Below are 14,678 nucleotides of genomic sequence, written 5' to 3'. Positions count from 1 at the left end.
AGGGAAACCAGCCTCACGGCATCACCACGATGTTGAAGGATTTGCGGAATTTGACCTGCTCGGCAATCGTCTCGACCGGCGTCTGATCCCCGAAGCTGCAGAGCCAGCGCGCGGCCAGAAGAATTGGGGTGCCGTCTGATGTCAGAAGCGGCTCACCTGACGAGGTCAGCAAGGGCCAGCCATCGGTGGTCGGATCAGGCATCCAGAAGAGCAGAGATCCCTGTTTGCAGGTCTCAGCGTAGAACTTGTCGAAAGCTCCCTTCTCATTGCGGGTCAGGACGATGGAGAGATTGACCAGCTTCGCTGCATTGGAGAACCGACGCCGCCAGCCCGGCGGGCCGGCATCGCCCTGACGGCGCTGGCGGGCGTCCTGCATCTGAACCTGCCAGCCTTCACGCTCGAAACGGGTCAGGGCCTCGGGCCAGTTGGGATGGCTCATCGTCTGATCCCCGTTTCTTCGACACCGAAGGTCCGGCTCATTGCGCCGCGCGCCGCGCCGCCGCGTGTATTCAGGCCGGTGGCAACGGCATCAGACAGCACATACTGCCGCTGCCGCCCGCCCTGAGGCGTGGTGGTCTCGCGCTCCTCGACCTCCAGAGGGGTCCGGGTGTTGGTGATGATCTGCACCGGCGCCGAGACCTGGACGGCCTGATTGGACTGCGCGGCCAGCGCCGACAAAGAGGAAATCAGCGCGCCGGCATTCTCCAGCGCGCGCGAGGTCAGCATCTGTTCCCCGTTTTTCATCATGGTGAGACGCTCATCCGGGCGCGGCGTGTCGCCATAGCCGGCGAAGGCATAGGAGCGCATGACGCCCGGCGAACCGGTGTGATTGGTCGAGAGCGATGCGCCGGCTGCAGGGATGAGGCCGGGCGCGATCGCGCCGATAATGGCGTTCAGACCCGTGGTCAGGCCCGGCATGATCATCTGCTGAAATGCGAGGCGCGCGAAGGCCTCGGCCACGAAATCCACGAAATCACCGATGGAAGCTTTGCCGGTGGTGACGAATTTCGCGAAAGCATCCTCACCGGACTCGGCGAACTTCGTCACGGCGTTTTCCGTGAAATCGGCCCAGCTCGTCATGTCGTCTTCCAGCTGCAGCGTGGCGCGCGCGACACCAGCCGCCCAGTCATCGCGGCGCTCCAGATCGGCTTTGTAGGCTTCGGCCAGCCGCTCCTGGAAGATGGTCTCCACATCAGCGGCATATTCGGCGTAGCCCTCTTTGCCCTTCTTCAGGGCTGCGAGAGCCTTGTCGCGCCACGCCTCGGCAGCCGCGACATCGGCCTCAAGAGATGGCTTCAGGCGGGCAATCTCGTCCTTAACCGAAGAAATCGCGCCAAGGCCGCTCGATCCGCCGCCCCCTTTGCGCCGCGCTTCACTCTCAAGGCGGCGGGCCTCCGAACGGGCGTCTCCGAGGTTTGCGTCCAGTGCGTCACCGGTCGCCCCCCACCAGCGTTCCACCCCGGCCACGGCCTGACCGAACATGCCGCCGCCAAGCGCGTTGCTGCGGGCATTATACTGAGCGGAACGACGCGTTTCCTGACCGCGCGCAGCAGCTTCAGCAATGGTCGCTCCGCCCTGCAGGGCTTGCAGCTCGGCATTTTTCGCCGCTCGGTCGATCATGCCACCGCCGATGCTGGCAATGGCTGACATGATCCCCTCGATCTCGCCACGCACCCCTGCCATCGTATCGGCCCAGCGCGCGGTCGCATCCGTCACCGTGTTGTGCTGGTCGAAGATCTCCAGAAGCCGGTCGCGCTGTGTGCCGAAGACGTTTGCCCGCTCAAGCTCCAGTTCATAGTTCTCGCGCGCAATCCTGTCGCGTTCGGCCTCAGCTTCGCGGCTTTCGTCACCATGACGCGCAATAACCTGTGCAAGCGAGAGTTCATTCTCGGAAATGCGGATGCGTTCATTGGCCGATTCCAGTGCCTCTCGGCCCTGTTCGCTGGATTGCTGCCAGATATCTCCGACTGTAGCCACCAGTTCTGCCCACGCCTTTGCAGCCTGAGCGGAACCGTTGAACTGTGCCTCGACCTCGGCTGTCTGAGTAGCAACTTTGCCGAGGCTCAGGAGCATATCCAGAAAGCTGTTATTCATATCGGTCAAAGGGCCATCAGCCGCAAAATCGCGGATTAGCTGGGAGACTTCCGCCGTAACCGCTTTTACGTTTCCAGCCTTGGCCAAGGCATCAATCTCGGCACGACGTGCTGAAAAGTCATCGTAGTCGGGGCCGCGACCACCCGTGAACTCAGTGTAATTGTCGCGGGTCACTTGCTCCTGTGATCTGGCAGGAGCGCCCCGGCTGCCAGATAGTGCCTCCCACAGCTCCGAAAATTCACCCGCCTCAATGTTCTCTTTAAGAAGCTTGTCCAGAGTGCTCTGCAGGTTCTTCAGCTCTGCGGCGCGTTCCAGCCTCAGCAACTCTTCGGTGAGTGAGCGGATTTCTCCCGTCATGCTCCCGAAGGTCGACGACAATTCCTGATCGCGCAGGATTTTCAGCTTGTCAGAAACACCGCTGAGCGATCCCTCAAGTTTCTGTAGCCGTTCGTCCAGATCTCCTGCGGCATCGCCAGTGGCAAAGAACCAGCTCACCAGCGGAACGCCCAGCGCCACAACCATCCCCAGAACCGCGCCAAGCGCGCCAAAGCCGCCAAGGAGCTGAGGGAGCTGCTGCGCCAGCGCCAGCGAGGCCGATTGCCCGGCCTGCACCTGAACTACGAAATCGGTGATCTGATAGCTGGCATTCTGGACGCCCATCGCCATGGTCACGCCACTTGCGCCCACCTGACGCTGGCGGGTCTCGAACAGGGCAAGAGTGCGGGTCGCCTCCTCCTGGGTGATCGTGCCGTTGCGTACGGCGCTGTTGAGCTGGTTCTGCGTTTGCGTCAACTGCTGCTGGGCGCGGGCTGCCGGATCGACTGCAAGCATCAGGGCGCGGACGGCGCGCTCTTCCTCTTCCAGCGCACGCTCTATGACAGCGGCGCTCTGGGCAGCGCTGCTCTGCGCCCTGACCACCGACTCATAGCGGTTTTCCAGTTCGGCAAGGGCACGAGCGGCCTGGGTGTTGGTCGCCTGACCTTGCTGAACCGCGCGATTGACCACAGCCTGCGCCTGAGCCAGCTCGCGTTCGGCCCGAATTACCGGATTGATGCTGGCCTCAAGCATCGAAAACGCCTGAGCTGCAGCCCGTGCCTGCTCGGCCTCGAACTCACGAAAAATCCGCGCCGATTCCTCGGAACGTGACTTTTCGGTGAAACCGGCCTCAAACACCCCGGCGCTGATGCGGGCGGAACCGGCATCCGGGTTGCGGCGCTGGCTGGCGATGAAGGCGTCGTATCGCTGGGTCAACTGATCCAGCATTCGCACGGCTTCTTCCTGCTCGGTCACGCCGGTGGCCACGGCAATGGCAATCCTGAGCTGGGTGGCCTCGAATTCGCTCATAGCCCGCATCGCCGGATCGAGGCTGTTCGCCAGATCGAACATTGCCTGTTCGTCGCGCTCAAAGGCTGCCGTGAAAACGTCCGCGGAATCCTCCGCCGATTTCGCGATCTGATCGAGGGAGGTTTCCACCATGCGCCCGGCTGAAGCCGTCTGCCGGAAGGAGCGATCCAGTGCCTCCTGCTCCTGGATCAGGGCGCGGTTTGCGCGCGCGGCCTGCACCGCTGCCTCCTGCCGCATGGCAATGGTCGGATCGACCGAGGCCGGCGCGTTGGGGCGATTGATGGGTGCGCCCATTTCCCGGCGGAACTCCCGCCAGGCCTCGGATGCGCGCCGGCCTTCCAGCACGACGCTGTTGGCATCGGCTGTGACGATCAGAGAGGCGCGCATTTCCGAGCCGTTCACCGGGGTTTCCTCATGGATTTGAGGGCCTCACGCTCCATGATGGCGATGCCGTCAAAGATGTGGGCCGAGGGCTGGATGCCGAGCCACTTCGCAGCGACATCGACGGCGGTGAGATCGAGGGCGATGGGGCGGGAGCCGCCCAGTCCATAAGGCGCGGTGCGCCACTGGCCGGCACTTGCCAGAGCGAGGCGGATAGTCTCGCGCTCGCTCACCGGCAGGACGATGGTCTGTTCGTCGGAACCGAGCATATGGCGCGCGATCCTGACAGCCTCTTCCCGGTCAACACCGGTCTCGGCCATCACATCCGAGACCAGCTCATCTGAAACCGCCGCGCCGCCCCAGAGGGCCTGCGCGGCGCGGGTCAGTTTTTTTCACGATCCCCGACAAGGGCTTCGTGCAGCGCCCGATCCACCCCGAGCCGGATAGCGCGGTTCTTCAGAAGGCGGTCGCGGTTCTCTTCTGAAAAGGCCAGCTCGCCGCCACCGACGACCTGAATGCCGCGCCAGCCGATCCAATAGCGCGCAATCCGCGCTTTCGCGGCCTCGATCATGCCGGGCAAATCATCGGCGGTGACGCGCTCGAAAATGTCCTTCTCATCCTCCGGCTGGCGGAAGATGCCGGTAAATTCCTGCTTCTCGCCGCCGGGGTGATCGACCTTTACGGGCCATTCAAAGGTGTAGTCGGGATTGAAAACAAACATGGTACCGGTCTTTCAAAAACGGGATCAGAGGGGCTGGGCGAAGCGCATTTCGATCTCGTCATTGCCCGCATCGGGTTCAAAAACGAGATCGAGGTTGATGCCGAGGTCACCCTCAATATCCTGCTCGCCTGCCCATTTGATCTGAACCTTCGGCGCGCTGATCGACATGAAGGTGGTGGCGTCACCAAGGGTCCAGACGAGCGGCTCGGTCACGCCCTGGCGGATCTGGGTCAGCAGATCCTTGGCGGCATGGCTGGGCCATTTGACAGTGATTCGGCCAGTCATGCGGCGCGGACCGAGCGTAGTGCCCTCGCAGTTCATGTACTTATCGACGACCGGCGAGCGGCCATCGGTGAAGTTGAAGCTGCGGCAGCAGAGCTTGGTGCCGCCCAGGGTGACCGCGAACATGTTCTCCGGGGTGCAGTCGAGCGCGCGCGGCCAGTCGTCGAAATTATGCGTTTCAGCAACATAGGCCGAAGGCGGCTGGTATCGGCCCATGCGATTGAACCGGAAGAACGGCTTGCGGCCCACCTCCGCAGTGAAGGCAAGCGAGCCGCGCAGGCCAGAGATCACCTGCTGCAGCGCCCCGTTCTTCATCATCAGGGTGCAGGCCGGAATGACCGCGCCGGGGTCCATGGGCGTGAAGACGATATCGCCGTCATCATCGGCCATGTCCCAGCCCGAGCTGCGGATCAGATGGGCATATTGCGGCGGGGTCTCCGGGGCATTGGCGAAGGCAGCCTCGACCTCATACTCGGCGCCCGAGCGGACATTGTAGAGATCTTCGCCCTGCGCGCCCTCGATGCCGATCACGAAATCCCGCTGCTGATATTCAGCATCGAGAAAGCGCATCGTGACATTGCGGGCGAGGATGGCATCCGTCGCCGTGGTGGCGATGGCGGTGTCAGGATCAACCTGAATTTTCTCGCGGATAAGGCGCTGTGCCCAGGTAGCCATGTGGTTCTCCTCAGGTGATCTGGATGCGCCGGTCAAAGCGCAGGGTGTAATTGTCCTGCCAGAACAGACCGCCCTGGGCGTCTATCCCGGATTGAAGGGCGCCCGACGCAAACCGGAAGGCCTGCCCGCCGGCCTCAGGCACAAAACGTCCGAGGCTGAGCAGCACGGCCTCGCGGATCGGCTTCAGGGCCTTCCCGGCCTGAGCGCCGGTGCGGTCGGCAATGTCGCGGATCGCCATGATGATGCCGACGCGGGCGGTGATGGCCTGCTCGATCATATCGGTGCCGAAATAGCGGTTCTCGCCAGCCTGCTCGCCGAGCAAGACCACCCAGGCGGAAGGCCAGCGCAGGGTCTGCTGGCGGACGGTACCGAGATCGCGGGCAAGCCCGACATGCTCGAAAGCGGCAACCGTGGTTTCCAGCCGGTCGCGGATCTGGGTCAGATCGAGGGTCAGCATCAGCCGCCCCTCGCGCTGGACCGGGACCGGCCCCCAAGGAGGTCATCCACGAAAATCGCGGTGACATCCTGAATGGTGGCCTGCTCGGCCTCCGAGATCCCGAGATAAGGCCGGGCCGGAATGGTGACCGAGCCGACCACCACGCTGTCGCCGTTCGCGAGCGTGAAACTGAGGCCCTTCGCGGTCTTCGCCTTGATGGTCGCCCCGGCCTGATGCACGCCGGCATAGATCATGTTCGAACCGACCATCACCTCGCGCGGCGCGGCGTGACTGGTGATCGAGCGCATCAGCAACCCGCTTTCATGCAGGGTTCTGCCACCATCCTCCTTTGCCCGCAGGCTCTGCGGCCATGCGACACCATCCGGCGAAACATTCGATGAGCTGATGCGCTCGATTGCGCCGTTGACGAGAACCGAACCCACCAAATCCATGAGATCGGTAAGATCTTCGGCCCCGTCCGCAATGGCCTCAAAGCCCTCGGCAATGCCCAGGTCTTTGAAATCGACATGATACTGAACGCCGGTCATCAGAACCCCTTCAGCCGGTCGCGGGTCATCTGACGTTCGGGGCCTTCGGTCATAGCCACGCCCGGAGTGCTTTCGACGCGCTGGCCGGTGCCATCATCGCCGAGCGAGGCTTCGCCCTTTTGGACCTGCCGCAGGTAGGCGAGGATCGAGCTGCGAACCTTGTCCCGGCTGGTCATGTCATGGCCGAGATTGACGTAAAGGCGGTGCATCGCCAGATCGCGGCAATGCACCTGCAGGATGCGCGGCAGTTCCGCCAGACCCGCGACCAGACCGCCAACATAGCTGTCGATCTCTGCCGAGGCATCCGCCAGCGCCTCTTCCAGCCGAAAATCTGACGGCTCGTCCTGACCTTCGAAGTCGGTCAGGAGCTGCAGATCCGAAAGCGGGATCACGGCTTTGAGCTGTGCAAGGGTGGCGTAGATCACGGCGGGGCCTCGGGGTGACGGATCAGGTGGGCAGGATCACGGTGAAACGGGGATCACCGCGCAGAATGGCGATTTCGGTATCGGACAGCTCGCCCACCGGGACGGGCGTCTCACCCTCGGGCCAGCGACGATCAAGGCGGCGACGGCCATCTTTGGCGTGGCAGATCACCGTGATCATGGCCGGGTCATCAGCGGGGCCACCACCGCCGGTGGCACCAGCTTCCGGGGCGAGGACGTTTCCCGCGCCACCGGGCTGTTCCAGCCCTTCGAAGGTGCGCAGATCCTGACCGCCGGTCGGATTGGTGGCGGGGAGGATTTCGGCCTCCCCGCCTTGCCCCGGCGCTGACCCTTGCGGGCCTCCCGGAGCCTGCAACAGGGCCTCGGCGGTCTGACCCGCGTCATTGGCCCCCTGGGTATTCCCTGCGGCGAAGGCCGTATCGCCTTCGCCGCCCGCGTTGCCGCCAGCCTGCTCGGCAAGGCTGGACGGCGGGGTATGGGTCTGATCCGGTTTCCCGGTGCCGGTCTCCCCCTGGGTATTGGTGTTCGCCTGGTCCTGACCCTCGGTCTGGGCGGTATTGGGTTTCGCCGTTGCGCGGGTGGTCGTGGATTTACGGGCCATTACTTTCTCCTGTCGGCTTATCGTCAGGGCGGGATAAACCCGCCCCTCAGGAAACCGACCGCCATGCAGGCGGGGCTGGCTCAGAGGCTCAGACGGCCTTCAACATGCAACGCAGCGGTGTTGCGCCATTTATTGGTGGCACCCGCCGCATCGCGTTCATTCAGCAAGAGGTCGCGCGCTGCGCCTTCGAGGCTCGCCGGAACCACCAGCAGCTTCGGCTTCAGGTTCAGCTTGCGATCACGATGACCGCGCGCGCCGATCATTGCTGCGCGGGCGGCAGCATAGTTTTCGGGGGTCAGCGGCAGGCGCGAACCGTAGGCAAGCTGCCAGGCCCCGAAACCGGTGGCGCAGCGGCGCTTTGCGCCCCAGATGAATTCGTCCCGGAAGAAGACATTGTCGTCGGTCAGGCTGGCTTTCGGGGTGATCTGGGCCTTCTGTCGATCCTGGAAGATGATCGGCTTGATTGCCCGACTGTCATCAATCAGATACCAGGCCGCGCCGGTGCCGCCCTGGCTGTTCGAGACCGATTGCTCTTTGCCTTCGGCATCCATGACGGGGTGGTCGGTATCAAAGAAGAGCTGGCCGTCGAAATGCTCTTTGGTCCAACCCAATTCGAGCTGCTCCCAGACCAGTTCATCCGGCAGTTCAGCAGCCGTCTGACCAAGATCTGCCACCAACGGTGTGTAAATGCCGTATTGATCATCATCGATCTTGTCAGCAGGCACAGCGACGGTGTTTTCAAACTTCCGGTTGCGGATAATGAAACCTTCTTCTTCCAGGCGCTGGATGTGGCGTTCGCCAATCCATTCGCGCATACCACCCAGCTCTTTCAGCTTGGGATAAGCTTCCTGCGCGGTGGTCGAAGTGACCGTCATGGCGATCCGGGTATAGGTGGTTTCAGCCCCGGTCAGGCTGTCGTTGAAGGCCGTTTTAATGGCCGTATCGAGCGCATCCAGCGCTTCAAAGCTGACATCCATTATGGATCTCCGATCAGAGGATTTCGACGGTGACGCCCTCAGGCGTCACATCAAGGCATTTGCCCGCCACGATGGTGCCGGTAGCGGAGGAGCCGACCGTGTTGTCATCGACGACATAGACATTGGCGCCGATATGGGCGCGGGTGACCGGGTTCGTCGTGTCATTGGCAACAAGGAACGGGCCGCGTTCGATATCGACCGACCTGTCACCGATTGCGCCGGTGGTGTTGTCAGCCTCCTCCAGCGCAACACCACGAATACGGGTGGCGGTTGGGGCGGCGCGGATTGCATTGCCCGCCGCATTCAGCGCGACCATCGACCCGGCGAAAATGCGGGTCGCCGCAGCCACGGGATCACGGAAACGCTGACCGAATCCAACGCGGGTTCGCGGAGCGTTTTTTGCGAGAGCTGTCATGTCAGGCCTCCTGCTTTTCGGCGCGGGTTTTGAGGAAGGCCTCCTGACTGACGCCCATGCGCGAGGCGATCTGTCGCTCAAGAGAATTCAGGCCATCGGCGGCGATTTTCGCGGGCGGCTTGCGCCCGGCAAGCTGGCGCTGGCCGGTAACATCGACCCGCACCGGGGCCGTTTTGCGCCATGCCTCGAAATCGTTCATGCAGCGCGAAGCGAGATTGCGCACCCACGGCTCATCTGCCGGGACCAGTTTGCCTTCATCACGGGCGAGCTGGAGCGCGGCATCAACCTTGCCGTCGCCGACTTCCTTCTGAAGCGAGGCAAACTGGGTCTGCAACTCGGTGAAGGAAGCCATCGGCACGAACTTTGCCGGGTCGGGATCGGCGGCGGAAGTGATCAGGCGCGCGCAGATCTGGCGCGCAGCATCTTCTCCCGAACCGGCAACCTTGCCGGCGACGAGGATCGAGGCGAGCTGGGTTTCAGCGCCCAGAAGGGCAATGACGCGAGCGACGAGCTGCGCGGGCTGATCAGCGGGCAAGCCGAGCTTGCCACCGATCTCTTTGGCGAGATCCATCTGGATTTCCTTTGACGCAAGTTGACGGATTTGCGGGAGCGCGGGATTGTTGACGAGGCCCGCACCCTCGATCAGAGCGACCCGACCATCGGGCCAACTTTTGAAGACAGGCGAAATGAAGCGGTAAGACCGACTCGCCAGAGCGGCGCGCCCCTCTGCGGTCCAATCCACCAAAGCTATGACCCGATCACCTTCGACCTCCAGCCCAGTGATCCAGCCAGCAGCCCGACTGTCAGCGCTGCCCTGTTCGGCAAAGCTGCGGTGATCGAAGTCGATAGGCAGCACCTTGCCGCCAGCGGCATGCAGGAAGCTGGTCGCGATCACCGCTGCAGGATCATCCAGCACGAAAGGCGGGCGTCCGTCTGCGGTGCGAAATGCTCCGACCGGGATCAGCTCGATCCGGTCAGGGGCCGTTTCCGGCAGCGCCGCCATGGCGCACATATTTCGGAGGGTTTGGGTCATAGCCCAGTTGTCGCAGGTTAGATGCGATCAGGGCCGGGGGATGTAGTTTCGGGGGCAAGCCGCGCCGGCAAGGAGGGGCGGCAGAGAGCGCGACGGGATACCGTTTAAAACCCCCGGAGCGCCTCCAAAAACGCCCACCTCCGCTTTTCAGGTGGATCGGGGCGGCTGCGCTGTCAGCGCGCCTGTGCGGGGCGCTGCTTTGATGGGGTCATAAGCGCATTGATATGCGCCTCGACATGGGCAATCCGCGCTGGTGCCGCATCATCGTCCCGCAGCTCTTCCAGCCTCACGAGCCAGGCATCGAGGTCTAGAAGATCAGGATCAGCGCGGAAGGCGGCGGGCATTGATCATCCTTGAAAGCAGGTCCGCATCCGCATCCATGATCTGCCGGACGCGCTCTGACATGCGGAAATGATAGGTGAGGATGCCCTCGTTCTCAAGCCAGAGCATGCGGGCGTGAGAAAAGAGCAGATCTGGATCTTCGATAGCCCGCAATTCGCTTTTGAACTCGGGTATGATCGAGGAAAACTCGGCCAGCCCGGATGCAATATCAGCGTCAGGATTGCGCACCGCGCGCCAGATCGATCCGCCGGGGCTAATCGCCGTGAATGAGCTGGCCCGAAACTCGGCCATGGCAGAAAGATCATCGCTTGCCAGCGATGCCTCCGAAATATGGCTGCGCAGGAAATGCGGGGTGGCGGGAACACGCATGCCATCGACCGGGATCAGGTCCGGGCTGGCCGGGTCGGCAGTGCGCTGTGATACCGGCACCCCGTCCGAATCCGCCACTACCAGCGTCTCTCGACCATCGCCGAGGCGGCGAAGGCGCAGACCCTCGATGGTGCCGCGACCTGAGGCACGGGCACCAGACGAAATGTCCGGCGTCATTTCTTCCCAGTCCTTGCCCAGATCCAGCCACGCCGCGCCGGGATTGCTGTCAAAGCCGGGATTGACGCCCTTCGGCACCTGGAACACCTCGCCGGTGCGCTTATTCGTCCACGGCTGTTCGTCCAGATCCATGGGCGGCGAGACAGTCAGACCCTCGCGCTGCATCTGGCCTTCCGTGAGCTGGCGAACCGTGCAACCGCAAAAGTAGCCATTCGGCGGATAGATACGCTGCCAGATTGGATCATCGACATGCCAGATCTTGCCATGAAACCGCGCGTGATCATGCCGCTTCGTCGGGCGCTCGATCTGGATGTATTGCAGATAGGGGAAAGCCCGCTTCGTGCGCTGAATGCGCGCCCAGTGCCCGGCCGCATGGGCTGTCCTCATATTGGTGTCGAAGATCACCCGCAGCCGGCGCATTGAGCCGAGCTGGACCTCAGTCAGCTCGCCGGTCAGGGGATCGGTTTCCAGAGACTTGCCCCACCAGCCGAGTTCCTTCAGGCGCGGTGCCAGATCCTCCTGAAACTGCGCCAGCGTCCGGCCTTCGGCCAAGGCGCGGTCAACCTCGGCCCGGATCGCCTGGCTGACATCATCTCGCATCGCCTTGGCGACAACCCAGTTGCGGGCATGCTCCTCTCGGAACGTGTCGAGGTGGTGGAAGCGCTGGAGCTGAGGCGCAAACCCCTTGGAACGGAAATACTCAATGGCCTCGCGATGGTGCAGCGGCTTCAGCTCGATCCCGGCCATGGTCAATCCTTCAGGGGGGCGCCCACTTCGCCCGCAACCCGCGCGGCAAAGGTTGAGCGGGTCAGCAGATCCTGCACCGCGTCGGGTGCGCTGTCACCGAAAGCCGCAAGAATGTCGCGGACCTGATCCATATTCTGTGCTGAGGTCAGCGCCTCGATCAACTCGCCGATCTCTCCTTCCATAGCCTGCTGGATATCACCGCTGCCGATCTCCTCATCAATCAGCGCGTCGATGCTGTCGCGGGGCGGATCAATACGGGATGCGGCCTGCCGTTTGGCATCAGGCGCGGTCGGAGCCGGAGCTGCTGGCGCGGGCCGGACAACTGGCGGATCTGCTTCCCTCTTTTTCGGGGTGATCACTTCTTCGCCGTCCTCGGGCTTGCGAAGCGCAAAGACGTGCCGGATCTGACTGACCGCGATGGTCAGGTCTTCCGGGCCGCGCTCAATCAGATCGAGGAGAAGCTTTGGATCGGCGGTCTCGGGCGGCGGGAAGCTGATAGTCGGCAGCGCCACATTGTCCGCGAAATGGAGCCGGCGGAATGCGCCTGCCACGTCACGCTGCAGGGTGGCCGCGAGCTGCTCGGCATCGGCATCGCGGATATCGTCGCGGACGCTTTCGTGGATCTTGCCGACCGCATGCCCGCCCGCGATGGCATCAGTGGTGGCAACCTGGCCGAGGACGCCTTTCGAGACCTGTTCATCCCAATATCGCGCATTGCCCTCGTAGAGCTTTTCTGCCCCGTTGATGGCTGCGGCAATCACCTCCAGATCCATATCCTTCGGGATGATCGCCGCCATATCCACGCCGATCTGGCGCGCGGCGCGCAACAGCGTCCGGCGATCTTCGGCTGAGGAGCTGGGGCCGTATTTCCCGAGGCGCAGCGGGTGCCCATAGGCCTCAAGGAAGATGGACCAATCCTTGATGGTGTAATTCTTGAAGAGATAGGCCCAGGCGGCGAGACGAGCGAGACCGCCCCGAATCGCAAGGCCCGATTTCGCCTTCGCCATATGGATGATGTAGGTATCAGGCCGGAGCGGCTGCGGCCCGGCATTGTCGCGCAGGAAAAGATGAGCGCCATTCTCGCGGCTGAACTCGAACCAGCGGGGATCGACATGTTCAACGCCGGCCAGCTTCAGGCCTTTGCCCTCGCGCTCCCACACCATCTCGCAGACAGAGAATGACTTGCCGAGCGCATCCATCATGTCGATCAGGCTGGTTCGGACATGGGCAGAGGTCAGGGCTGCCCGCGTCATATCAGCCAATTCGCCCGCCGCGCCGGTATTGTCACCGGCATCGACCTGCACGTCGAGCGAACGGATCGCGCGCTTCCTGACCCCAAGGACGGCTGCATAATGGAGGTCTTTCTCCTCCATCTGCTCAGCCAGTTCCAGATAGGCGGTGGCATCGCCGGTTTCGGACTCGCGCAGGATTGCGGCCAGGCGGGGCGGCGTCAGACCATCTGCAGGATGGCCCGACTGGATAGAGCGGACGCCGCCCAGCGTAACCACGGCCTCACGCTCAAGCATCTGCGCGACTGGCGCGCGCTGCATCGGACGCCCAAACTGATCAACAAGCATCACCATGCCCCTCTGCTGCCCCAGCGTTCGCCGGATGAATTTTCGTCGTCGTCGTCATTGTCGGGTGCGGCCCAGCGGGATCGGGTGCCCGGCACACCCTCATAGCCAAAGGTCTCTTGGCCGAGATCCGCCGCCGTGACGGCCAGAGCCATCGCCCAGAAGCGGTCAGCGTGACCATCAGTGTCACCATCAGCGAGGAGGCGTCGAATGCCGGTCAGGCCGACCTGAGACTTCACAGCATGCAGATCGGCGCGCAGAAGCGGATTACCTTCGGGAATCCGGGTCTTGCGATCCTGCATCGACTCCTTCAGCCGGGTCGCCATGTCGAGTTTCGTGGCCGCGCTGAAAAGGACGCCCTGAACGCGCTCGGTGCCATGGTTGCGCTTGGCATCCTCGACTGGCTTTTCACCCATGCCGGTCTGGTCCATTGCCACCCGCACAACGCGGTAGCGCTTCACGACATCGGCAAGAAGCCGGTCCTGTTCGGCAAAGCTGATCCGCTTTTCGGCAACAATTTCGCGGGTGATCAGCACTTCGCCAACCAGCTCCATCACCACGATCACGAAGAGGTCGTTTCGGGCCGCGATATCGACTCCGACGAAACACATGCCGCCCTTGTAGAGGAGCGGTATCCCTGCCGTGTTCAGCTCGCAGGCCGAGATCAGGTCATAGTCAAGCCAAGCGCTGGCGGCATCCAGCCATGCCAGTTCGAATTCCTGCGACCAGGCATCCTCGTCAGCCATACCGCCGCGCAATTCGTCGACATTGACATCAAGGCCCTGTTTTACAGCCTCGTAGATATCGACGTGATGGCGAGACCAGATCTTGCCTTCTTTCTCCGCCGTCATCAGCTCGTAGAATTTGTTCCCCTTGCCATTCGGGGTGCTGATGACGCGAAGCTTATGCCCGCCCCGAGCGACCACCGGAAAAGCCGACCCCCAGATCCGCCGACTGTCTGCATGGAACGCAAACTCGTCCAGCAGAAGATTGCCGCCAAAACCACGGGCCGCGTCCGGGCTTGCGGACAGGGCCACCACGCGCGAGCCGCCCGGGAAATGGACTTCCTGAGTTTTGTATCGGGCTTCAGGAACCTCGATCATGAAGGTCTGATCGCCCTGGCGGACCTCTTTCACATGCGCGGGGACGTGAAATTCGCCCTCGCTGAACTCGGGTTTCGGGCGGTTTGAAAGACCCTTCAACACGGCGTAATAGGCCCGTGTCATAGGCTTCAGCGCGTCTTCCAGCGCCTCCTTCGCCGTATTCTCCGACCGGGAAAGGATCGTCCAGCGCACCTTGCGCCGGTCGATCTCAGCCCGAGTGCAGTCATCAACGATCTCGCCGCAGGAGCCGAAGGTCTTGCCGCCGCGCCGGGTGAACATCCCGATCTTGAACCGCGACTGATCCGCGATCCATGCCTTCTGGTAAGGCAAAAATTTGATGATCGGGCTGTCGGGAACGGCGGCACTCACTATTCACTCTCCACTTTCCAACCTTTTTTCCGCAAGTCGGGCCACAG

16 protein-coding genes are annotated in these 14,678 nt (G+C 62.7%); all 16 read right to left on the bottom strand.

Features of this window, described 5'->3' with window-relative positions:
* Positions 1–13: 13 nt before the first annotated feature.
* The gene (locus tag M3484_RS05060) at positions 14–439 is read right to left on the bottom strand and encodes a hypothetical protein (protein ID WP_249496013.1); all 426 of its coding nucleotides are present in this window, start codon (positions 437–439) and stop codon (positions 14–16) included.
* Entirely contained in the window at positions 436–3,840 is a 3,405-nt protein-coding gene (locus M3484_RS23770) for a phage tail tape measure C-terminal domain-containing protein (RefSeq protein WP_249496012.1), read from the bottom strand. Before M3484_RS23770 ends, M3484_RS05060 begins: the two co-directional genes overlap by 4 nt.
* A complete protein-coding gene (locus M3484_RS05050; protein ID WP_249496011.1) occupies positions 3,837–4,139 on the bottom strand; it encodes a DUF1799 domain-containing protein in 303 nt (100 codons plus the stop codon). The genes M3484_RS23770 and M3484_RS05050 overlap by 4 nt, the downstream gene beginning before the upstream one ends.
* 62 nt (positions 4,140–4,201) lie before the next feature.
* Entirely contained in the window at positions 4,202–4,540 is a 339-nt protein-coding gene (locus tag M3484_RS05045) for a hypothetical protein (protein ID WP_249496010.1), read from the bottom strand.
* Between the two features lie 24 nt (positions 4,541–4,564).
* Positions 4,565–5,497, bottom strand: coding sequence for a phage tail tube protein (locus M3484_RS05040; protein ID WP_249496009.1), 933 nt, complete (start codon positions 5,495–5,497; stop codon positions 4,565–4,567).
* Positions 5,498–5,507: 10 nt separating this feature from the next.
* Positions 5,508–5,954 carry a phage tail terminator protein gene (locus tag M3484_RS05035; protein ID WP_249496008.1) on the bottom strand — a complete coding sequence of 149 codons (447 nt, stop codon included), beginning with the start codon at positions 5,952–5,954 and terminating at the stop codon, positions 5,508–5,510.
* On the bottom strand, positions 5,954–6,481 hold the full coding sequence (locus M3484_RS05030; protein ID WP_249496007.1) for a phage virion morphogenesis protein: 528 nt from the start codon (positions 6,479–6,481) through the stop codon (positions 5,954–5,956). Before M3484_RS05030 ends, M3484_RS05035 begins: the two co-directional genes overlap by 1 nt.
* Positions 6,481–6,906 (bottom strand): gp436 family protein, encoded by a 426-nt coding sequence (locus tag M3484_RS05025; protein ID WP_249496006.1) that lies wholly within the window; start codon positions 6,904–6,906, stop codon positions 6,481–6,483. Before M3484_RS05025 ends, M3484_RS05030 begins: the two co-directional genes overlap by 1 nt.
* A 22-nt stretch (positions 6,907–6,928) precedes the next feature.
* Entirely contained in the window at positions 6,929–7,525 is a 597-nt protein-coding gene (locus M3484_RS05020; RefSeq protein WP_249496005.1) for a hypothetical protein, read from the bottom strand.
* An 80-nt stretch (positions 7,526–7,605) separates the two neighbouring features.
* On the bottom strand, positions 7,606–8,502 hold the full coding sequence (locus M3484_RS05015; protein ID WP_249496004.1) for a Mu-like prophage major head subunit gpT family protein: 897 nt from the start codon (positions 8,500–8,502) through the stop codon (positions 7,606–7,608).
* Between the two features lie 13 nt (positions 8,503–8,515).
* On the bottom strand, positions 8,516–8,917 hold the full coding sequence (locus M3484_RS05010) for a hypothetical protein (RefSeq protein ID WP_249496003.1): 402 nt from the start codon (positions 8,915–8,917) through the stop codon (positions 8,516–8,518).
* 1 nt (position 8,918) lies between these two features.
* Positions 8,919–9,950, bottom strand: a complete 1,032-nt coding sequence (locus M3484_RS05005; RefSeq protein ID WP_249496002.1) for a phage protease — start codon at positions 9,948–9,950, stop codon at positions 8,919–8,921.
* Positions 9,951–10,123: 173 nt separating this feature from the next.
* Complete coding sequence (locus M3484_RS05000) at positions 10,124–10,294, bottom strand: hypothetical protein (protein WP_249496001.1); 171 nt, start codon at positions 10,292–10,294, stop codon at positions 10,124–10,126.
* Positions 10,272–11,585: a phage head morphogenesis protein gene (locus M3484_RS04995; protein ID WP_249496000.1), complete on the bottom strand. Its 1,314-nt coding sequence runs from the start codon at positions 11,583–11,585 to the stop codon at positions 10,272–10,274. The genes M3484_RS05000 and M3484_RS04995 overlap by 23 nt, the downstream gene beginning before the upstream one ends.
* 2 nt (positions 11,586–11,587) lie before the next feature.
* Positions 11,588–13,162 (bottom strand): DUF935 domain-containing protein, encoded by a 1,575-nt coding sequence (locus tag M3484_RS04990; RefSeq protein ID WP_249495999.1) that lies wholly within the window; start codon positions 13,160–13,162, stop codon positions 11,588–11,590.
* The gene (locus tag M3484_RS04985) at positions 13,162–14,631 is read right to left on the bottom strand and encodes a phage terminase large subunit family protein (protein ID WP_249495998.1); all 1,470 of its coding nucleotides are present in this window, start codon (positions 14,629–14,631) and stop codon (positions 13,162–13,164) included. The genes M3484_RS04990 and M3484_RS04985 overlap by 1 nt, the downstream gene beginning before the upstream one ends.
* Positions 14,632–14,678: the final 47 nt, after the last annotated feature.

Origin of the sequence: Pseudomonas sp. GX19020 (assembly GCF_023371075.1) — a bacterium.
Lineage (GTDB): Bacteria > Pseudomonadota > Alphaproteobacteria > Rhodobacterales > Rhodobacteraceae > Pseudogemmobacter.
Note: the sequence above shows the minus strand (reverse complement) of the source record. Positions and strands in the feature narration are given on the sequence as shown.